Consider the following 20,969-nt stretch of genomic DNA (forward strand, 5'->3'; position numbering starts at 1 on the left):
GCACCATGTCCGACATCAGCACCTTCATCCAAACGGTCAAGCTGCCGGTCATGCCCGAGGTGGCGCATGCACTGATCCGTACCCTCAACGACGAAGACGCCGATGTCGTGACGGTGCGGGATGTGATTGCCAAAGACCCCGCCCTCACGGCCACCCTGCTGCGCATGGCCAATAGCGCGCTGTTTGGCCTGTCCCGCTCGGTCACCACGCTGGACAGCGCGGTCAGTGTGGTGGGGATGTCGCAAATTCGCGCCCGCGCACTGGGCATCTGCATGGCGCAGGTGTTTGCGCTGCCGCACGGCGTCAACCGGCTGGAGTTCTGGCGCTACAGCATGGTGTGTGCAGGGTATGCCAAGTTTCTGGCCAACGAGGTGCACATCGACGAGCAACAGGCCTGGCTCACCGCCATGATGTTGCGCCTGGGAGAGCTCATGATTGCGCAGCACCAGCCCCAACTGCTGGAGGCGATTGAAAAACTGCCCTGCGTCCCTGGCGAGCGCTGGCAACGCGAACGGAGCCTGGTTGGCTTTGACGAGGGCCAGATCACGGCAGAAGTGGCCAAGCGCTGGGACTTCCCCGAGGACGTGGTGCAAGCGCTGGGCCATGCAGCCGACACACAGACGGCCCAGGTTTCCAAGCTGTGTGCCGTGGTGCATCTGGCGGGCTGGCTGGCAGACCAGGCAAGCAACCACGACGCCGTGCGGCGGGCCGTGCTGCAATTGCCAGCCGCAGCGCGCGACGCCCTGCAGCTGGATGCAGACGCCTTGCACGCACGCATTCCCGACCCGGACACATTCAGCGACGTGTCCACCCTGCTGGCCTGAGGCCGCCCAGCGTCTAGCGGGCCAAGCTGCAGGCGAATGGGGTGGACGGCACCCCGAGGCTCAGGGCAGCACCTGCATCCATTGGCCAAAGGCTGGCGCCTCCCGAGGCCACTGCTCGGCATGGGGCACGCTGCGCAAGCCTTGCGCCAGCAAGGTGACCGCCCGGGCCACGCCGGCATGGGTGATCCAGACCTGCACCTGCCCTGCCGCCCGCGCGGGCTGGCAAGCGTCCCAGACCTCGGCCACCCGGCCCATGAACTCCGCCACCGATTCCTGCCCGCCAAAGCGGTGGGCCCAGAAGTTTTCCGTCCAGGCATCCATCGCCTCCTTGCCGATATCGGCCCAGGCGACGCCCTCGAACATGCCAAAGTGCATCTCCACCAGCCGCGGTTCGGATTTAAAGGTCAAATCGGGCCGCAGCCCCCGTAAACACTGCGCGAGCAGCTCACATCTTTGTAGCACCGAGACATGAACTTGCGCCCTTTGCGGCAGCACCTGGGCCAATGCCCGGGCCGCGGTTTGGGTTGCCTCAGGCTCCGCGGGCACATCCAGCGCGCCGTAGCAAATGCCGGGGGGGACCCGCGGCTGCGCATGGCGCACCACCCACAGCGTCATGCCAGCGTGCCGCGCGACACCGCGCTCCAGGCCAGCGCCAGCCCCAGGTAAAACGCCAACTCGCAGACCTGCTGCGTGGCCCCCAGGCAGTCCCCGGTAAAACCCTGCAAGCGCCGTGCAAACCAGCGCAGCATGCCCAACCAAGCCAGACCGCTGGCGCATGTACCGGCAGCGAGCCATACCAGCAGTGTCGGCACCGTCCAGCCAAACGCTATCAAAATAGTAGCTGCTTGCGCAATAAGCACGAGGGCTAGAGCACTAAACGACCATAAAACAGCCACCCACAGGCTGCCCAGGCTGATCTGGTCCGCCAGCGGCTTGGACTTGGAGCCCGCCACATCACCCACATGCGGCAGCAGGCGGATGGTGAGCAGCGGCCAGAAGCGTGAGACCACATGGCCCGTGAACAGCGCTACACACAGCACTGCCCCATGCAGCGAACCCAGCAGCGCCAGCAGGCCCACCTTGGCCAGCAGCGCCAGCACCACGGCAATGGCACCAAAAGCCCCCACGCGCGAGTCCTTCATGATCTCCAGCGCCCGCTCGCGGTTCTGCGTGCCCCCCAAGCCATCGGCCACATCGGCCAGACCGTCTTCGTGGAAGGCACCGGTGATCAGCACACTGAGTACCGTGCCCAACACCGCGGCCACCAGTGGGGCAAACGGGCTGGCGGGCAGCAGCGCCAGCAGCAACCAGCTAGCCAGCGCCACCACGCCCCCCACCAGCCAGCCCACGCCCGGCAAATGTGCGGCACTGGCGCGCAACATCGCCGGGCTAAAGCCCACCCAGTCCGCCAGCCGGCCGGTCACCGGCACCCGCGTGAAGAACTGCAGCGACAGCAGGTAGTGGCGAAGGAACTGCGACACCGTGCGCGGCTCAGTGCGCGGCGACCGGATCGGCCGATTTTTCAGACACCCCGGCAGACGCGAAACTCGCCATGTCCCGCAGGATGGTGCAGGCCGACTGCAGCAGGGGCCAGGCCAGCGCGGCACCCGAACCCTCGCCCAGGCGCAGGCCCAGATCCAGCAGAGCCTGCACGCCCAGGTGCTGCAGCATGAACTCGTGGCCGCGTTCGCCCGAGCGGTGCGCAAACACACAGCGCTGCAGCACCAGCGGCTGCAGCGCATGCGCCACCACCACCGCACTGGTGGCAATGAAGCCGTCCACCACTATCACGCGGCGCTCCTGCGCGGCTTGCAGCACCGCGCCCACCATGGTGGCAATCTCAAAGCCACCAAAGGCAGCCAGTGCATCCAACGGTGCCGTGGCCTTGGCATGCAGCGCCAGCACTTCGCGCAGCACCTCGGTCTTGCGCTGCACCGCAGGCGCATCCAGGCCCGTGCCAGCACCGGTGCACACAGCAATGTCCAGCCCCGCCAAACGCGACAGCAGCAGCGACGCGGCCGAGGTATTGCCAATACCCATCTCACCCAGCAGCAGCGCGTTGCCCGGCAGGCCCTTCACCAAATCGATACCGTGCTGCAGCGCTTCGTCGCGCTGCGCGGCCGTCATGGCGGCTTGGGCCGACGAATCGGCCGTGCCCAACTCGGCCCCTTGGGCCTTGCGCACCTGCAAACCGGGGCGCGTGCTGCCTGCAGGCATGCCCGCCAGAAAGTCGCGCTTCACGCCGCAGTCCACCACGGTCAGTGCAATGCCGTTCTGCTTGGCCAGCACACTCACCGCCGCGCCACCGGCCAGAAAGTTCTCCACCATCTGCCAGGTCACATCACTCGGAAAGGCCGAGATACCACGTGCCGTGAGGCCATGGTCACCCGCAAACACCACCATCTGCGGCTGGTCCAGCACGGGGGCCGTGTTGCCCAGGATTTGGCCGATCGTCAGCGCCACATCCTCCAGACGCCCCAGCGAGCCCAGGGGCTTGGTCTTGTTGTTGAGCGTGTGCTGCAGCGCGCCGGTCAGCGTGGCGTCGGAGATATCGGCAAGGGTGGGCAAAAAGTTTGTCATGGCAATCGCTTTCAAAAAATCAGTTCAACAAATCCTGCAGCACACCTTCAGAAAAGTGCGCTGCGATGTAGTCCGCCAGCCCGTCAAACACGGTCTCCAGCGTGGGCACGGTGCCACCCAGTTGCGCGCCAAACAGCGCTTGCAACACGGCGGCGTCTTCAAACAGGCCGTGCAGGTACAGGCCCAGCACATTGCCGCGCGCGTTGCACCAGCCCAGCCCGTCAGGCAGCACCGCATGGGCCACGTCGCCAGCAGCCGCCATGGCGGCGTGCTGGGCAGTCTGGCCGTGGTGAATCTCGTAACCTGCAACAGACACGCCTGCCAACGCAGCCCAAGGCGAAGCGAAGGCAGAGGCGAAGTCCGCACCCACGCTAGATTCCGAGCGCGGGGAGGCGAAGTCGGGGGGCGATTTCTGCGCGTTTGGCAGTATGAGCCCCCCGGCTTCGCCTCCCTGCGCTGGCGAATGAAACTCAGCAGCAAACTGAGTGCTGGTGTGCCGCACCGTCTTGTCCTCCGCAAACACCGTCACCAGCGGCAACAAACCGAGCCCCGGTGCATTGCCATCAATCCCATGCGGATCAATCAGCGCCTCACCCAACATTTGCAGCCCGCCACACACCCCCAGCACCGCCCCACCCTGCTCCGCATGGCGCGCAATCGCCGCATCTAGCCCTTGCGCGCGCAGCCAAGCCAGGTCACCACTGGTGTGCTTGGAGCCCGGCAGGATGACCCAGTCCGCAGGCGTGAGGCCCGCCAATTCAGACGGACTACGCACCCACTGCAAGCGCAGCCCCGGAATGTTCTTGAGCGGCTGGAACTCGTCCAGATTGCTGATGCGCGGATAGGCCACCACCGCCACCGTCAGGTTCACCGCCCCCTTGGCCACGCTCCGGTCGTCAAACACGCCGTCTTCCTCGGGCAAGCCGTGCTGCCACCACATCGGCAAGGTGGCCACAGTGGGAATGCCGGTCAGGTCTTGCAGCATCTGCGGCGCGGGCGCCAAGAGCGCCGCGTCACCCCGGAACTTATTGAGCACAAAGCCTTTAATGAGTGACCGCTGGTCTTCGGGCAGTAGCGCCCAAGTTCCATAGAGGTGCGCAAACGCGCCGCCGCGGTCAATGTCGGTCACCAGCAAACAGGCCGCGTCGCCGTGCCGGGCCACGCGCATGTTCACCACATCGCTGGCGGCCAGGTTGATCTCGGCCGGTGAGCCCGCACCCTCGATCACCACCACATCGTTCTCGGCCCGCAAGTCGTCCAAGGCTTGCGCAATCTGCGGCCAGACCTTGAGACTGCGGCCGCGCCAAGGCATGGCGCTCAGCTCCGCACTCACCTGCCCCATCAGCACCACCTGGCTGTGCGTGTCGCGCTCGGGTTTGAGCAACAAAGGGTTCATGCGCACATCGGGCACGGCGTTAGCGGCCAGGGCCTGGAAATACTGGGCAGAGCCAATTTCTCCCTGCCCGTTTTCAGAGGCAACCACCCTTGCGTTATTGCTCATGTTCTGCGCCTTGAAGGGCGCGACCTTGAGCCCCTGGCGCGCGTAATAGCGGCACAGCGCGGTGGTGAGCCAGCTTTTGCCGGCGCCACTGGTGGTGCCCAGCACCATGATGCACTTGGCGGTCATGGCAGGCCCTTCACCCACGCCAACACCTGCGCGGCGGCCACATCGGGGGTGCCCATGTGGTCGGCCTCGACCACCAGGTATTGGCTGGCAGGATGCGCTGGCGCCTTGTCATAGGCATAGGTGGGCCCCGAGGCATACAAGGGGTCGCTGGTGCCAATCACCCACAAAAAGGGAACCGCCTTCTTGAAACGAGAGGCGCTCAACGGCATGTGCCCCAAGCCTTCGGGGTCAAAGTAGCTCAAGACCACATCGGCGCGCATACGCACTGGCCGGGCTTTGCCCTGGTTGAAGTCTTCCATTTCCAGTGAATCACCGCCCTTGCCGTCTTGCACCCACTGCCGCGCCTGGTCGACAGCAGCCTTGCCGATGCCACGGGCATAGGTGAACGCGGGGGAATGCCCCGGTGCCAGGGCAATCACACCATCGGCATCGCCCTCGGTGGCCATGTAGGCCAGCGCGGCGTTGGCGCCAAAGCTGTGGCCCGCCAGCAGGACACGGCTGTAGCCTTGTTCCCGCAGCGCTTTGACCTGCGCCGCGATTTCGGCAATCGCCACCGGGTAGGGCTGGTCGTAGTTGCGCCGACGCGACCAGGGCATCTCCAGGCTCTTGGTGTCACACGCCACCTCCTGGGTGCGGCCAAAGGCTGCCAGGCCGTTCGGATGCCCCCACTTGCCATGCATCAGCACCATCGCGCATGGCTTGGCCTGCGCCCAGGCGGCAGGCGCCACCAGGAGCAGCGCCAGTGCCCAACCCCAAGGGGCTCCCCAACGACCCAGGCCACAAGCAATTCGCATGCTCAATCTCCGTGTAAAAGTTGTTGCACCAAGGCGGCCACAGCGGCAGGCGGCAACACCCCCAACCGCACCCAGCCAGCGAGGCCAAATGAGGTGGCATCGCGCAGCTTGATGCCTTGCGCACGCAGCGTGGCGCACAGGGCGGCAGCGTCCACCCCTGCAGGTGGGCGGGCACAGAAAAACGGCGTGTCGCTGGTCTGCAGGGTCCAGCCTGCGGCGTGCAGCAGCGTGGTCTGACGCTGCTTCCATGCGGCCAGCGTCACCAGGCTGGCCTGCAGCCAAGCTTGGGTGTCAGGCTGCGTCCAAGCCGTCAACATGGCAACGCCATGCGCGCCCAGCACCCACGAGGGGGCCAGGGCTTCCATCTGCTGCACCGCGGCCTCTGCGCCCAAGGGCGCAATGGCAAAGGCGGCGCGCACGCCGGTCAGGCCCAGCGCCTTGTTTGGCGAAAACAGCTGCCAGAGCTGCTGGCACTGGCTGTCGCCCAGCGTGGGCTGGCCCGAGAGGCGCAGCGGCGCGTAGGCACTGTCCAGCACCACAGTGCCGCGCACGCGGGTGAGCATGGGGCTATGCGCCTGCCCCAGCGGGCTGGACGGCTCACAGGCCCATGCCAGGTCGGCAAGGTCACCATCCGCCGCCACCTGCAGGCCCCAAGCCTGCGCGGCATGGGCGTAGTCGCCGTAGGCGTGGGTGGGCAGGCTCACCGTGCGGGCGCCCTGCTGCCGCGCCCAGGCGCTGATGCGAAAAATGAACTCGCTGGCACTGCCCGCCAACACGATGCGCCAGGGTGCGACCGCATAAAAGTCCGCCAGCGCAGCGCGCAACGCGGTGTAGCTGGCGTCGGGGTAGCGCGTGGTATCGGCCGCCTGCACGGCGGCCAGCGCTTGCGGGCAGGGGCCACAGGCATTGCTGTTGGTGGAAAAGTCGTAACGCGGCGCACCCAGCGCGTCGGGCCCGCCATGGATACGGGGAGCCTGGCTCATCGCCCCGCCCCCCACACTATCAAAACCATAGCTGCTTGCGCAATCACCACAAGGGCTAGCAGTGCTTTTGATGCATAAACCAGGGCTCCCGCCGTATCTGTGGCCACGGCGGCACGGCCCTGCGGGTTGAGCACATACACACCGGGCTTGCGCAGTGCCACGTCCAGGTTGAGCGCCATGGCGGCCATGGGCCAGCCACTGTTGGGCGATGGCGTCTGGCGCGCCTGGGCGGGCAGCTGCCGCGCCAAACCGGCACCGCGCACACCGGTCACCAGCAACAGCAGCAGCGCCGTGATGCGCGCGGGCAGCCAGCTCAGGACATCGTCCACCCGTGCCGCCCATTTGCCGGCCCAGGCCCAGTTCTGGCCTTTGTAGACGCCGGGGTAGCCCCACATGGCGTCGGCCGTGTTGGCAAAGCGGTACAGCGCCGCACCGGGCAGGCCCAGCAGAACAAACCAGAAAATGGGCGCCACCACCGAATCGTTGAGGTTTTCGGCCAGCGTCTCGATGGCGCTTTCGCGCACCTGGGTGTCGGTCAACTGCGCCACCTCGCGGCTCACCAGCCAGCGCAGGCGCTCGCGGCCCGCCGCCAGCGACTGGCCCAGCGCCGCTTCCACCGCTTGCACCTCGCTATGCAGCATGGCCCAGGCCAGCAAGGGCTTGAGCGCCAGGCCCAGGCCCAGGCCGGCGGCCCACCAGGGCAGCATCAGCAAGGCTGCCTGCAGCGCCCAGGCCGCTCCTGAAACCATAGCTGCTCCCGCAATCCACACAAGGGCTGCGAGCCAAAAAGCCTTCCAATCGCGGCGCTCGGGCTGCTGCACGGCATGGCGCTGCACCCAGGCCCCCACGGCGCCCAGGTAGTTCCCCATCCACACCACGGGGTGCAGGCGCAGGCGCGGCTCGCCGACGTAGCGGTCTACCGCCAGTGCAACGAGCAATGCCAAGGCCAGCGTCATCATGGTGGATCCGTGCGTCAGGGCGTGGGCACAGGCTTGCCGGTGCGCAGGCCCAGGCGCTGCAGCAGCGCGCCGTCGGCGTCCACATCGGGGTTGCCGGTGGTGAGCAGCTTGTCACCGTAGAAGATGGAATTGGCACCGGCCACAAAACACAGGGCCTGCACCGCGTCGCCCATGCTTTGGCGCCCGGCCGACAGGCGCACACGCGCCAGCGGCATGGTGATGCGTGCCACGGCAATGGTGCGCACAAACTCCAGCGGGTCCAGGTCGGGCTGGTCGGCCAGCGGTGTGCCCTCCACCTTCACCAGATGGTTGATGGGCACCGACTCCGGGTACGGCGACAAATTGGCCAGCTCGGCAATCAGGCCGGCACGCTGCAGGCGCGATTCGCCCAGGCCCACAATGCCGCCGCAGCAGACGCTGACACCCGCGTTGCGTACGCGGGCCAGCGTGTCCAGGCGGTCCTGGTAGTCGCGCGTGGTGATGATGTCGCCATAGAAGTCGGGCGCGCTGTCGAGGTTGTGGTTGTAGTAGTCCAGCCCGGCGTCGCGCAGGGTTTCGGCGTGGCCGTCGTTGAGCATGCCCAGCGTGGCACAGGCTTCCAGCCCGGTGGCCTTGACGGCCTTGACCAGCTCGGCCACGGCCTCCACGTCGCGGTCTTTGGGTGCGCGCCAGGCGGCGCCCATGCAAAAACGCGTGGCGCCCGCGGCCTTGGCGCGCTCGGCAGCCTCGCGCACCGCGTCCACGCCCATCAGCTTGCCGGCTTCCACGCCGGTGTCAAAGTGCACGCTTTGCGGGCAGTAGCCACAGTCCTCGGGGCAGCCGCCGGTTTTAACGGACAAAAGCGTGGCCAGCTCGACCATATTGGGGTCGAAGTGCTGGCGGTGCACGGTTTGCGCCTGGAACATCAGGTCATTGAAGGGCAGCTCCAGCAGGGCCTGCACTTCGGCCACCGTCCACACGCGCTGGCCCGCGTCAGGGCGCTGCGCAGGCGTTTTGTGGGGGGCGTGGAAATGCAGGGGTTGGGGCGTTGCTAATGTCGCGTCCATACGGGACTTCCTTGTTGTGATGTACGTGTCTCTTGCACAGGGCACTGCACCGACGTGCAGCCCCTGTCACTCATTGGGGTGCTTGCACCGGGTCCGTGGCGTGCGCTTCTGCACGCGGCAGCATGGCCATCACAGCCGGGCGCACCCAGCGTTGGAACGCCAACCCCCCCGCCACTGCCATGCTCAGCCAGAACGACAGCGACACCCAGGTGGTGGCCCAGACGAACTGCGTGCCCAGTTGGCGCAGGGTGGCCTGGGCCTCCCCGCTGAAACCGGCCAAGGGGTCGGCCATGATGTGGGGAGCACCCACGACATAGGGCAAGGCCAGCCAGGCCGCCGCGGCCACCCAGCGCAAATGGCTGCGCAGCATGGCCACTGACACGCAGGCCAGCGCCGCACTGCCGGCCGCCAACACCCACCAGCCCTGGCGCGAGCCCAATCGGGCAGCGTCCATGCCGGGAATTTCGGCGGGCAAGCCCAGCGACGGCCAGAAATGGAAGGTCAACCAACCGGCTGCAGCCACCCAGGCGGCCAGCGCCAGGGAGTGCAGACGGCTGCCGCGGTACAGGCTCAGGCCCATGACTGCAAACACCAGCAAGGCCATGCTGAACGCGTGCAGCACGTTGGCCACCCAGGTCCAGAGCGCGCGCTCCACGCCATCGGCGGGTGCCCATTCTTCTGCCGCATCCCCATGGGAATGGGCAGTCGCATCGGCATGCGTGTGCGCTGCGGCCATGGCGGGTGTGGCGACCGGTTCGGGCGCCTCCACCTTCTGGCTCTCAAACACTTCGGCAGCCAGGATGATGGGTACGGCCTGCAACTGCTGCACGCCCGACTGCACACTGCCCACCAGTAGCGCGACGGCCACTGCGGCAAAGATCAATCGTTGAAAAATCATGGCGATCTCCCTGTGAAGTGCGCGTGGCTCAGTGGCACGGTTTGACGGTCACGTGGCGCACGTCATGCGCTGCGTTGTGCGCCAGCGGGCTCTCGGCAAAGGCCACGCCGTACAGGACCACCAAGCCCAGGGCGGCGGCGGCCAGCAGCGGGCGCAGCACGGCCAGGCCGGGGTTCTGGGTGGCAGAGGGGGTGTGGGTCAGCGTTGTCGATTCAGTCATAGCGTTCTCCTTGGGGTTACGGGTTAAATAAAAAAGCAAATCTGGTGACATTAAACAATGGCGGCGGCATAGGGCATGGGCAGGTTCCGGTGCAGAGGGTTCAGGCCTGTGCCCACCGGTGCTCCGCCCCCCAGCGTGTGGCCCAGGCGGCACAGCGGCCCAGACCTTTCTTCGGGTCGTCAAAGTCGACGATCACCACGTGTTGCGGCGTCAGCGGCGCCTGCGGCTGCTCCAGCGTGCGGCCATCGGTCAGCAGCCAGAGCCAACATTCGGTGGGGCCACTGATGCGCAGCGTGCGCTGCAGCAAGCGGTCGGCCTGCACCAATGCTTCGGCCAGTGGCGTGCCACCGCCGCCACCCACGGGGCGCAGGCGCTGGCTGCCGGAGGCGCGCGCACGGCCCGGTGGCAACAACAACTCTACGCCCTGCCCGCCAAAACGCAGCAGCGCCACATCGTCGCCCTGGCGCGCCGCCTGCTCGATCATGAAGGCCGCATGGCCCTTGGCCCACGCAAGGCGGCCGCGCTGGCGCATGGAGCCTGAGGTGTCGAGCACGATGCAATGCAGGCGGCCGGTGCGCAAGGCCACCGGCTGACGACGCAAGTGTTCGCGCGTGAGCTGTGCAGGCCCCTTGGCAACGACAGTAGGCAGCCAGGCAATGGCGTTGCTGCGCTGTCGTGCACCGGGCGCAGTCGTTGCGGATGCGGTAGAGGGTGGAGGCCACCGCCAGCTGCCAGGCCCGTTTCGCGGGTGGCGGCTGGGGTGGCCTAGGCTTTTTTTGGCGGCCACCCGGCTATTTTTTGGACCTTGGTGGTGCCTTCAGGCTGGGCTGGCATGGCGCCCCAGTCGCCTTGGGGGGTGGATGCTTCAGGCGGTTGGTCTTGCAGGCGCTGGGGGCTTGGTTGGGGTTGCTGCGGTGCGCTGGCTTTGCTCGGTGGCTGCGCCGCACTGCCTTCGGGTCGGCGGTGGGCCAGTGCCAGTTCGGCCACAGCGTCCACATCGGCCACCGTCACCTCCGTGCGACCTTCCAGCGCGGCCAGCGCACGGGCGGCGCGCAGCATCACCAGGTCGGCGCGCATGCCATCCACACCGGCGGCAATGGCACAGGCTGCGGCGTGATTCAACACGTCATCCGACCAGGCCAGGCGCGGCAATGCGACGCGGGCCGCCACCAGGGCAGCGCTCAAGGCACGTTGTTCTTCTGCATGCTGCGCACCCAGCGCCGCGGGGTTTTCATCAAAGCCCAGGCGTGCCCGCAGGATGGCGCTGCGCTGCGCAGCGTCCACCGGGTTGGCCAGTGCCACCGACAGGCCAAAGCGGTCCAGCAGCTGCGGGCGCAGCGCGCCCTCCTCCGGGTTCATGGTGCCCACCAGCACAAAACGTGCGGCGTGTTGCTGCGAAATGCCATCGCGTTCCACCGTGTTCACACCACTGGCCGCCACGTCCAGCAGCGCGTCCACCAACGCGTCAGGCAACAGGTTCACTTCGTCCACATAGAGCACACCGCCATGCGCACGCGCCACCAGGCCAGGCGCCAGGCGCACTTGGCCGTCGCGCAGTACGTCTTCCACATTCAGCGTGCCCACCAATTGCTCCAGGCTGGCAGCCAGCGGCAGCGTGACAAACGGTGCGCCGGGCAAGAGCGCGGCCAGTGCACGCGCTGCGGTGGACTTGGCCGTGCCACGCGGGCCGCTGATGAGCACACCGCCAATGCCGGGGTCGATGGCGGCAAGCTGCAGCGCGCGCTGCAAGGTGGGCTGGCCCACCAGTGCGGTGAAGGGAAACGCCGCACGCGTGGCGGCTTCCAGGGGAATGGTGGGTGCAGAAGTGTTCATGGTCGTGCTCATGGCAGGGGTCCTTCTCCGTGTTCTTCCACGCGGCGCTCCAGCGCCAGCAAATGGTCTTCAATACGTTCGCGCTGGTCGCCCGGCGCTTCCCACAGGCCGCGCTGCATGGCCTCCAGCAGGCGTTCACCAATGCTGCGCAGCGCGCCGGGGTTGTGCTGCTGCAAAAACGCGCGGTTGGTGTCGTCGTGCAAATAGGCGTCGGCCACCAGCGCGTACTGGTGGTCACCCACCACACCGGTGGTGGCGTCAAACGCAAACAAATAGTCCACCGTGGCGGCCATCTCAAACGCGCCCTTGTAGCCGTGGCGGCGCACACCTTCCAGCCACTTGGGGTTGACCGCGCGGGAGCGCACCACGCGCGCCACCTCTTCGCCCAGCGTGCGGATGCGTGGCGCGCCAGGCACGCTGAAGTCGCCGTGGTACAGCGCGGCGGCCTCGCCGGTCAGGGCTTCCACAGCCACCGCCATGCCACCCTGAAACTGGTAGTAGTCGTCCGAGTCGAGCACATCGTGCTCGCGGTTGTCCTGGTTGTGCAGCACCGCGTCCAGCCCGGCGATGCGCTGCTCAAAGCTGCCACGCGCGGCCACGCCGTGTTCGCCCTGGCCGTAGGCAAAGGCACCGGCGCGCAGATAGGCCTGAGCCAAATCCGCACCATCGTTCCAGCGGCCGCTGGCCATCAGCTCCTGCAGCCCAGCGCCATAGCCGCCGGGGCGCGGGCCAAACACGCGCCAGGTCGCTTCGCGCTCAGCCGCCTCGGTGCTCAAGCCCTTGGCCTGTGCATCCGCCGCCTCGCGCCGCACGCGAGCGCGGATGGGGTTGACCTCGTCGGGCTCATCCTCTTCACTGATCGCAGCCACGGTACGCACGGCGGTGTCAAACAAGTCAATCACATTGGGGAAAGCATCACGGAAGAAGCCGGATACGCGCAGCGTCACATCCACGCGTGGCCTGCCCTTCAGGCCCATGGGCAACACCTCAATATCCACCACCCGGCTGCTGCCATCGGCCCACTTGGGCCGCACGCCCAAGAGCGCAAACGCCTGGGCAATGTCTTCGCCACCGGTGCGCATGGTGCTGGTGCCCCAGACCGACAGCCCCACCTGGCCCGGCATGCAGCCATGGTCCTGCAAGTGGCGCTCGATCACGCGCTCGGCCGCAGCGGCACCCATGGCATAGGCGGTTTGTGTGGGCACGGCGCGCGTGTCCACCGAATAGAAGTTGCGTCCTGTGGGTAACACGTCAGGGCGGCCACGCGATGGCGCGCCGCTGGGGCCTGCGGGGACAAATTTGCCTGAGAGGCCACGCAGGCACTGCAAAATTTCTTGCGGGCCGCAGGCGTCCAGGCGCGGGCGCAGCACGGCCTGCATGCGCTGCAGCACCGGTGCGGTATGGGGCCAAGCCACGGCATCGAGTGCGTCATCGCCCACCACATGGTCCGTGACCAATTGCCGTGCGAGCAGCTCCAGCCGCTCCCGCGTATGACCCGCATGGCGCCACGCATCATCACTTTGTGCTTGCAGCACTGCCGGATGCGGGCCACTCCAGGGCGCAGCCCATTCCGGGCTCAGCGCGCTAAAGCCCTCAACACCGTCGAGCTGCAAATCCTTCGCCAAGGCCACCAGGAGGCTGCGCTGCCCGGCCGCCGTGCCACCGGGAAAACGCGCCAGCGCCACCAGCGTGTCGATCTGCTGGCGGCCTTGCGGCGAGCTGCCCAGGATGTGCAGGCCGTCGCGAATTTGTGATTCCTTGATCTCGCACAGGTAGGCGTCCAGCCGCTGCAGCAAGGCCTCGCGGCCCGCATCGTCGGCGGGTTTGGCAAAGCCCAGGTCGGTGTGCAGGTTCTCGGTCAACACGCGGTCCAGAATGTCGCCGCGCAGGCGCTGGGCGCGGCGCGGGTCCAGCGACAAAGCCTCGTAGTACTCGTCCATCTGCCGCTCCAGCTTCTGCAGCGGGCCATAGGTCTCGGCGCGCGTCAGGGCCGGCATCAGGTGGTCGATGATCACGGCCTGGGTGCGGCGCTTGGCCTGGCTGCCCTCGCCGGGGTCGTTGACGATAAACGGGTACAGATGCGGCAAAGGGCCCAGGATGGCATCGGGCCAGCAGTTGGCACCCAGCGCCACGCTTTTGCCGGGCAACCATTCCAGGTTGCCGTGCTTGCCTACATGCACCACCGCATCCACCGCAAACTGGCGGCGCAGCCAGAAGTAAAACGCCAGGTAGTTGTGCGTGGGTACCAGATCGGCATCGTGGTAGGTGGCCACCAGATCCAGATCACGCCCGCGCGCGGGCTGGTTGCCGACAAATACGTTGCCGTAGCGATGGCCGGACACCATGAAGCGGCCGCTGCGCACCATGGGGTCTTGTTCCGGCTGACCCCACAGCGTATTCACCGCATCGCGGTTGGCGGCGTCCAGGCGGTTGAAGTCCGCCAGGTAGTCGGCCATGGCCAGGCTCTGGCTGGCTGGCCGCATGTCGTTGGCGTCCAGGTTGTTCGTCACGCCCGCCACCAAGGCGGCCATCAGCGCGTCGCTACCTTCTGGCAAAGCACCGGTGGCGTAGCCTGCGTCCTGCATGGCGTGCAGCAGCGCCACGGTGGAGGCCGGTGTATCCAGGCCCACACCATTGGCCAGGCGCGCGTCGTCATTCGGGTAATTGGCCAATATCAGCGCCACACGTTTGTCGGCATTCGGTTTGTCGCGCAGCACACACCAGCGGCGTGCCAGCTCGGCCACAAAGGCCATGCGCTCGGGCTCGGGCTGGTAACGCACCACGTCCACCTCGGTGCGCTCGCAGCGCCAGGCCAGGCCCTTGAAGCTGATGGCGCGCGTGCCGATGCGGCCATCCACCTCGGGCAGCACCACCTGCATGGCCAGGTCGCGCGGTGCCAGGCCATGCGGGTCGGCCGCCCACTGCTCTTGTGCGCAGCCGGCAGTGATGAGTTGTAACACCGGTGCGTCGCCCGCCAATGGCGCAATCTGTGCACCGTCCACGCTGTCGACGTCATCACCGTCCAGCGCGGTGATCGCAAAGCTGGTGGCATTGAGCACCACACCCACGCCGTGCTGTGCGGCCAGCGATTGCAGCAGTGCCAGGCTGGTGGGGTTCTTCAGCGAGTCCACCGCCACGGCCACGGTGTTCAGGCCCTGGCCGTGCAGCGCGGCCCGCATGGCGTCAAACACCGCCGTGTTGCCGGCCTGCACATGGGCGCGGTAGAACACCAGCAACGCCACGGGGGCGCCGTCTTGCCATGCTTGGGCACCCAGCGATTCGTACACCATGGCCGCAGGCAACACCGTCGGCGGTGTGGGCCGAGCCCCCAGGCCAAAGGCGGAATGGCCGATCAAGTCGAAAAAACCGCGCGCATTGTCACGGCCACCTTCACGCAGGCAACGCCAGAGCTGGCGGCAATCCTCGTGCGGGGCGGTGCTGCGCAACAGCAGTTGCAGGTCTTCACTCGCATCCCCCGAGAACAGGGCCAGCCATTGGCCCCGTTCGCGTGCCAGCTCGCGCACACGCTCCACCACATAGGCCCAGTCGCTGGCCGCACCCAGGTGGTCGATCACCACCACGCGTGCATGCTGCAGCACATCGTCCACGTACATGTCGGCCGAGGCGGGCTGGCGCAGCCACATGAGGTTGGCCAGGCGCACCGTGGGGAAGCCCTCGGGCAACTGCTGTGCCGCATCGGCCAGCAAAGACAGTGTGGTGTCGGCCGCGCTGAGCACCACAATGTCGCCCCGCGTCTGTTCCACGCGCACGACACCCTGGCCACCGTCTTCCACGTGGCCACCAGGGCGGGTGGAGAGCAAATGCATGGAGTCTTTCTTTCTGTACGTGTTTTAAGCTGCGACGGGTGCCGCCAGCGCTTCGCCCAACTCGGCTTGCAACACTGCGGCATTGAGTTCGGAACCAATCAGCACCAGGCGCGATTGGCGCACTTCATCGGCACGCCAGGGGCGGTCAAAGTAGCTGTCAAAACGGGTGCCCACGCCCTGCACCACCAGGCGCATGGCCGCACCAGGCAGAGCCACAAAGCCCTTGGCGCGGTAAATCTCGTGGCGTGCCACCACACCTTGCAGCGCGGCCAGCAGGCCTTCGCGGCTGGTGACGTCCAGCAAGACCTGCACCGAATCAAACGCATCGTGGTCGTGGTCTTCTTCCTCGTCGTGGTGGGTCTTGCGTCCATCAATCTGGTCTTCCACCGCGCGCTCCAAGCCGAGCAGCACACCAATGTCGATGCGGCCATGCTGCGCGTGCACCAGCTTCACACCGGGCAGGGTTTCGGTGCGGATGGCGGCTTCCACCTCCACCAGCTGCGCGGGCGTCACACCATCGGTCTTGTGCACGATCACCAGGTCGGCCGTGGCCAATTGGTCTTCAAACAGTTCGTGCAGCGGCGAGTCGTGGTCCAGGTTGTCATCGGCACGGCGCTGGGCGTCCACGGCCACCGGGTCGTCGGCAAAGTCGCCGGCAGCCACCGCAGGCGCGTCCACCACGGTCACCACCGCGTCCACGGTAAAGGTGTTGCGCAGCGCGGGCCACTGGAAGGCCTGCACCAGTGGCTTGGGCAAGGCCAGGCCCGAGGTTTCGATGATCAGGTGGTCGATCTGGTCGCGGCGGGCGGCCAGCTTTTCCATCACCGGGGCAAACTCTTCCTGCACGGTGCAGCACAGGCAGCCGTTGGCCATCTCGTACAACTGGCCGTTTTCTTCGCCGTTTTCGTCGCAACCAATGCCGCAGCCGCGCAACAGCTCGCCGTCGATACCGAGTTCGCCAAACTCGTTGACGATGACCGCGATGCGGCGGCCCTGCGCATTGGCCAGCAGGTGGCGCAGGAGCGTGGTCTTGCCGCTGCCCAGAAAGCCGGTGACGATGGTGGCGGGGATTTTTCGGGTTTGCATCAGGAAGTCCTTGAAGAAAAAAGTTAACGGGGCGGCAGCGCCTTGAGGCACTCCACCAGCATGTGCGCCGCCTCGCCCAGGCGTGGGCCGGGGCGTGACAGCAGGTCCATACGTTCGGTGTCCAGCAGGCACAGCTGCCGCTGGCGCACTGCGGGCAGCGTGCTCCAGCCGGGGCGGTCTGACAGATTGGTCAGCGTGGCGCGCGGGCCGATGATCAGGTCGGGTGGGCGGCGCAGCAGCAGCTCGGGGTTGATCTTGGGGAACAGGCCCAGCTCGCCGCTCACCACATTGACCAGGCCCAGCTTGGCCACGGTTTCGCCAATAAAACTTTTGTCACTGGCGGCGGAGGCCCCTGCCCCCACTTCCACATACACGCTGCGCCCGCGCAAGGCGGCTGGCATGCGACCGGCCGCAGCGTCCAGTTCGCCATCCAGGCGCGCAATGAGGTCGGCGGCGCGGGCCGGTTCGCCCAGCGCTTCCCCCAGCTTGACCAGCATGCGTTTCAAATCGGCGTGGGTGCGTGCGTCCAGCATCAACACCGGCACGCCCAGCGCCTGCAGGCGTTCACCCGCGCGGCTGCGTGGCCCCAGCAACACCAGGTTGGGCCGCAGCGTCACGATGCGCTCGATCTGCGCGTCTTCCAGCCCCCCCACCTTGGGCAGCGCCACCACCGATGCAGGCCAGGTGGAGTGCCGATCGGTGCCCACCAGCTGCGCGCAGTGGCCCAGCGCACACACGGCCTCGGTCAGCGAGGGGGCGAGCGTGACGATGCGCGACACAGGTTGTGCCTGCGCCATGGCTACGCTGGATATCAAACCGAGCGCCACTGCAACAAGAACAAAAAATGCACGCAAAGCTTCAATCCTCAATGCCACGTTGTGCGGGCACGCCGGCTTTGAAATGGTGTTTGACCAGCGTCATCTCGGTCACCGTGTCCGCCAGGTCCACCAGCTCGCCCGGCGCGTTGCGGCCGGTCAGCACCACATGCACATGCGGCGGGCGCTCGCGCAGGCAGGTGAGGATGGTTTCCAGCGGAATCCAGCCGTAGCGCAGCGGGTACATGATCTCGTCCAGCACCACCATGAAGTGTTCGCCCGCGCGAATCGTCGCCTCGGCCTTGGCCCAGCCGTCCAGCGCCAGTTGGGCCGATTGGTCCAGGTCCTTGCTCTTCCAGCTGAAACCGTCGCCCAGGCCTTCGATGGGAATACCCAGTTGCTCAAACAGGCGGTGCTCGCCAAAGCGCGCGGTCGGCACCTTCATGAACTGGTAGACCTTGACGGCCTTGCCACGGCCATGCGCGCGCAGGGCCAGGCCAAAGGCGGCTGTGCTCTTGCCTTTGCCGTGGCCGGTGTTGATCAGGATCAGGCCGCGGCGCTCGGCCGTGGGGACGACACGTTCGTAGTCGACCGGTGGAGTTTCAATTTGCATGGGAGCCCTTTTGGCGGGTTGGGTGACTTTGGGCAGCGCAATCCACTGCCCCTGTACGGGGTGGACGGCAATACGTCCGTCGAATACATCTTCCATGGCGCGGTGCGTGGCCAGGTCGGAACATGCGCCCTGGTGGGTGACGCGACCGGCGGCCATAACAACCATCGTATCGGCCTGCAGCGCCATGGTGATCTCGTGCAGCACGCTGACCACGGTCTTGCCCTGGGCCACCAGTGCGCGCACCACATCCAGCCAGTCGGCCTGGTGTGGCGGGTCCAGGTTGGCCAGGGGTTCATCCATCAGCAGCACTTGTGCCTGCACCGCCAGCGCACGCGCCAGCAACACACGCTGGCGCTCGCCGCCCGAGAGTTGGCCCAGTGCGCGTTCGCGCCAATCCCAGGCACGGGTGGCGCGCAACGCGCTTTCGACGGCGGCATGGTCGGCCGCGTTGGGTGGTGCCAGCCAGGCCTGGTGCGGCAGGCGGCCCAGCATGGCCACGTCCCACACCGTCAAATCGTCGGCCGAGGTTTCGTTCTGGCCCAGCCAGGCCAGTTGCTGCGCGCGCTGGCGATGCGGCAGGCTCAACAGCGGCTGGCCCAGCAAACTCACGCTGCCGCTGTGCGGCAATACGCCGGCCAGGCATTTGAGCAAGGTGGACTTGCCCGCGCCATTGGGACCGACGATGCTGGTCCACTTTCCAGCCGTGATGTCCAGGTCGATGCCGTGCAGGATGGGCTGTTTTTGCAAGCCATTTCCGAGGCTGACCCCGATGGACTGTGCGCAGATAGCTATGGTTTTGGTAGCGCCCGTCATGCCGCACGCCCTCCGCCCAGGTTGCTGCTGCGGTGCATCAGCCACAACAAATAACCACCGCCCAGCACGGCGGTGAGCATGCCCACAGGCAGCTCCTGCGGCGCAATCAGCCCGCGTGCCAGCATATCCGCCGCCATCAAGAGCACGCCGCCCATCAGGCTGGACAGCAGCATCAGGTGCGCATGCGTGGTCTTCACCACTGATCGCACCAGGTGCGGCGCGGCCAGGCCGACAAACGCGATCAAACCCGTCTGCGCCACCGCCGTACCCGTGGCCAGCGCCAACACCCCCACCAGCGCCGCACGCATGGGCGCCACCGGCAAGCCCAGGCTGATGGCCGTGGCGTCGCCCAGGCTCAGGCCATCGAGCACACGCGCCAGCAGCCACGCCGCCAACACACACACGCCCCAAACGCTGGCCATGAGAACGCACGACGTCCAGCCGACAAAGGCGGTGGAGCCCAGCATGAAGGCCTGCATGGCCTGCAGCGATTCGGGCGAAAACAGCAGCACCAGGTGTGTCATGGCGCCCAGCACCACGCCCACCACCACACCGGCCAGCAGCAGGCGCAGCGTGTGGCCCACGCCGCGCGACAGCACCAGCGTGAGCATCACGGCCAACACCGCACCCAGAAACGCCGCGCCGGTCAGGCCCAGGCGCACCCACAGGCTACTGGAAAACACACTGACCGCGACGCCCCCGCTCATCATGCTGCCGCCCAACATGCCGGCACCGCCACCGAGCGCGGCCAAGGCCAGCGCGACACCCAGCGAGGCGCCGGAGGCGCTGCCCAGCAAATACGGATCGGCCAGCGGATTGCGAAACAGACCCTGCGCCACCGCACCGGCCAAGCCCAGCAGGGCCCCAGCGGCCCAGGCGCCCAGCGTGCGTGGCAGGCGGATCTGCCAGACGATTTGCTGCGCCATCGCGGTTTGCTGCGGGTCTTGCGCAGGGTTGAGCAGCGGGCCTATCAGGTTCTCCAGCCCGGCACTGCCCACGCAGACGCCCAGTGCCACAAGCACCAATGCCCCCAGCACACCGGCCCAAACCAGCCAGAAGACGCGCGTGGGCATCATGGTTTGGCTCCCGGGGCTTTCGCGATCAAACACTGGGCCATCAGGCGTGCGCCTTCCGCCATGCGCGGGCCGGGGCGCACCAGCATGTCGGACTGATCCGCGGGAAAGATGCAGACGCGCTGTTCACGCAGCGCGCGGATACTCTGCCAGCCCGGCCGCGCCATCAGGCCATCGGCGCTGCGCTGGCCAATCATGATGAGGTCGGGGTTGGCACGGACTATGTATTCGGGGTTGAGCTTGGGGAACGGGCCGAGGTTGGCCGGGACGATGTTCTTGGCGCCCAGGCGCGCGAGCGTTTCGCCAATGAAGGAGGACTCACCCGCCGCATACGGCCCCTGGTTGACCTCAAAGTACACCTTGGTGTTGCGCACGCTGGCCGGCAGCGACTGGGCCGCGGCCGATACAGCGGCGTCAATCGCGCGCCAGATGCGGGCGGCATCCTGGACTTCCAGCAACTGGCCGAGTTTGAGCATCACGCGCTGCACATCGGCATGGCGTTTGGGTTCCAGCGCAATGACCTTGATGCCCAGGGCCTGCAGCCGATCCGCGGCGCGCGACGAGGTGGCCATCAGCACCACATCGGGCTTGAGGGCGACGATCATCTCGATATTCGGGTCCAGCCCGCCCCCCACCTGCGGCAGCTTTTGCACGCTGGCCGGGAAGTTGGAATAGCGGTCCACCCCAACCAGCCGGTGGCATTGGCCCAGTTCACATACGGTTTCGGTCAGCGAGGGGAGCAGGCTCACGATGCGCTGGGGTGCGGCTGGCAATGTGACGGTGACGCCTCGGTCATCGGTGACTTGCAGGGCCTGGGCTGCCTCCAACAAGCTGAACGCAAGCAAAAGCGCAAGAAGAAGGCGGGGTGCCAGTGCGTTTTGCGTAGGTAAAGGAGGAGCCCGCAACGCGGGCGGGGGACACGGAGCAAAACGCGCTGGCACCCCGCCTTCCAGCCAATGCCTGATCTGTTGAAATAAT

Annotated in this window: 19 protein-coding genes and 1 pseudogene; 1 reads left to right on the forward strand and 19 read right to left on the reverse strand. The window is 66.8% G+C overall.

Going from position 1 to position 20,969, the window contains the following annotated elements; genetic code table 11:
- The first annotated feature begins 5 nt into the window (after window positions 1–5).
- On the forward strand, window positions 6–824 hold the full coding sequence (locus AC3WS7_RS02455; RefSeq protein WP_296464237.1) for an HDOD domain-containing protein: 819 nt from the start codon (window positions 6–8) through the stop codon (window positions 822–824).
- A gap of 60 nt (window positions 825–884) precedes the next feature.
- Here AC3WS7_RS02455 and AC3WS7_RS02460 read toward each other — a convergent pair whose 3' ends face one another.
- From AC3WS7_RS02460 to AC3WS7_RS02550, 19 genes and pseudogenes are all read right to left on the reverse strand, one after another.
- The gene (locus AC3WS7_RS02460) at window positions 885–1,439 is read right to left on the reverse strand and encodes a histidine phosphatase family protein (RefSeq protein WP_492655261.1); all 555 of its coding nucleotides are present in this window, start codon (window positions 1,437–1,439) and stop codon (window positions 885–887) included.
- A complete protein-coding gene (locus AC3WS7_RS02465; RefSeq protein ID WP_296464242.1) occupies window positions 1,436–2,305 on the reverse strand; it encodes an adenosylcobinamide-GDP ribazoletransferase in 870 nt (289 codons plus the stop codon). The genes AC3WS7_RS02460 and AC3WS7_RS02465 overlap by 4 nt, the downstream gene beginning before the upstream one ends.
- A 10-nt stretch (window positions 2,306–2,315) precedes the next feature.
- Window positions 2,316–3,404, reverse strand: a complete 1,089-nt coding sequence (gene cobT / locus AC3WS7_RS02470; RefSeq protein ID WP_296464245.1) for a nicotinate-nucleotide--dimethylbenzimidazole phosphoribosyltransferase — start codon at window positions 3,402–3,404, stop codon at window positions 2,316–2,318.
- Between the two features lie 19 nt (window positions 3,405–3,423).
- Window positions 3,424–5,031 (reverse strand): cobyric acid synthase, encoded by a 1,608-nt coding sequence (locus AC3WS7_RS02475; RefSeq protein ID WP_492655262.1) that lies wholly within the window; start codon window positions 5,029–5,031, stop codon window positions 3,424–3,426.
- Window positions 5,028–5,825, reverse strand: a complete 798-nt coding sequence (locus tag AC3WS7_RS02480; protein ID WP_492655263.1) for an alpha/beta hydrolase — start codon at window positions 5,823–5,825, stop codon at window positions 5,028–5,030. Before AC3WS7_RS02480 ends, AC3WS7_RS02475 begins: the two co-directional genes overlap by 4 nt.
- A gap of 2 nt (window positions 5,826–5,827) precedes the next feature.
- On the reverse strand, window positions 5,828–6,808 hold the full coding sequence (locus AC3WS7_RS02485; protein ID WP_492655264.1) for an aminotransferase class I/II-fold pyridoxal phosphate-dependent enzyme: 981 nt from the start codon (window positions 6,806–6,808) through the stop codon (window positions 5,828–5,830).
- On the reverse strand, window positions 6,805–7,767 hold the full coding sequence (cbiB, locus tag AC3WS7_RS02490) for an adenosylcobinamide-phosphate synthase CbiB (RefSeq protein WP_492655265.1): 963 nt from the start codon (window positions 7,765–7,767) through the stop codon (window positions 6,805–6,807). The genes AC3WS7_RS02485 and cbiB overlap by 4 nt, the downstream gene beginning before the upstream one ends.
- Before the next feature lie 14 nt (window positions 7,768–7,781).
- A complete protein-coding gene (bioB, locus tag AC3WS7_RS02495) occupies window positions 7,782–8,813 on the reverse strand; it encodes a biotin synthase BioB (RefSeq protein ID WP_492655266.1) in 1,032 nt (343 codons plus the stop codon).
- Window positions 8,814–8,883: 70 nt separating this feature from the next.
- The gene (locus AC3WS7_RS02500) at window positions 8,884–9,711 is read right to left on the reverse strand and encodes a CbtA family protein (protein WP_492655267.1); all 828 of its coding nucleotides are present in this window, start codon (window positions 9,709–9,711) and stop codon (window positions 8,884–8,886) included.
- Window positions 9,712–9,739: 28 nt separating this feature from the next.
- A complete protein-coding gene (locus AC3WS7_RS02505; RefSeq protein WP_296464265.1) occupies window positions 9,740–9,931 on the reverse strand; it encodes a CbtB domain-containing protein in 192 nt (63 codons plus the stop codon).
- Between the two features lie 100 nt (window positions 9,932–10,031).
- Window positions 10,032–10,532, reverse strand: coding sequence for a vWA domain-containing protein (locus tag AC3WS7_RS02510; protein WP_492655268.1), 501 nt, complete (start codon window positions 10,530–10,532; stop codon window positions 10,032–10,034).
- Between the two features lie 164 nt (window positions 10,533–10,696).
- Window positions 10,697–11,776, reverse strand: a complete 1,080-nt coding sequence (locus AC3WS7_RS02515) for a magnesium chelatase ATPase subunit I (protein ID WP_492655269.1) — start codon at window positions 11,774–11,776, stop codon at window positions 10,697–10,699.
- Window positions 11,773–15,591: a cobaltochelatase subunit CobN gene (cobN, locus tag AC3WS7_RS02520; RefSeq protein ID WP_492655270.1), complete on the reverse strand. Its 3,819-nt coding sequence runs from the start codon at window positions 15,589–15,591 to the stop codon at window positions 11,773–11,775. Before cobN ends, AC3WS7_RS02515 begins: the two co-directional genes overlap by 4 nt.
- A 24-nt stretch (window positions 15,592–15,615) precedes the next feature.
- Complete coding sequence (gene cobW, locus AC3WS7_RS02525; RefSeq protein WP_492655271.1) at window positions 15,616–16,677, reverse strand: cobalamin biosynthesis protein CobW; 1,062 nt, start codon at window positions 16,675–16,677, stop codon at window positions 15,616–15,618.
- Between the two features lie 23 nt (window positions 16,678–16,700).
- On the reverse strand, window positions 16,701–17,531 hold the full coding sequence (locus AC3WS7_RS02530) for an ABC transporter substrate-binding protein (RefSeq protein WP_492655272.1): 831 nt from the start codon (window positions 17,529–17,531) through the stop codon (window positions 16,701–16,703).
- A gap of 4 nt (window positions 17,532–17,535) precedes the next feature.
- The gene (cobO, locus tag AC3WS7_RS02535) at window positions 17,536–18,105 is read right to left on the reverse strand and encodes a cob(I)yrinic acid a,c-diamide adenosyltransferase (RefSeq protein ID WP_492655555.1); all 570 of its coding nucleotides are present in this window, start codon (window positions 18,103–18,105) and stop codon (window positions 17,536–17,538) included.
- A gap of 24 nt (window positions 18,106–18,129) precedes the next feature.
- Window positions 18,130–18,918 (reverse strand): annotated as a pseudogene (locus AC3WS7_RS02540) (ABC transporter ATP-binding protein); the annotation flags it as partial.
- Complete coding sequence (locus AC3WS7_RS02545) at window positions 18,915–19,994, reverse strand: FecCD family ABC transporter permease (protein ID WP_296464283.1); 1,080 nt, start codon at window positions 19,992–19,994, stop codon at window positions 18,915–18,917. The pseudogene AC3WS7_RS02540 and the gene AC3WS7_RS02545, both read right to left, overlap by 4 nt.
- Window positions 19,991–20,836, reverse strand: a complete 846-nt coding sequence (locus AC3WS7_RS02550) for an ABC transporter substrate-binding protein (protein WP_492655273.1) — start codon at window positions 20,834–20,836, stop codon at window positions 19,991–19,993. The genes AC3WS7_RS02545 and AC3WS7_RS02550 overlap by 4 nt, the downstream gene beginning before the upstream one ends.
- Between the last annotated feature and the right edge of the window lie 133 nt (window positions 20,837–20,969).

Source organism: Rhodoferax sp. EU05-FHT12H12 (assembly GCF_058791215.1).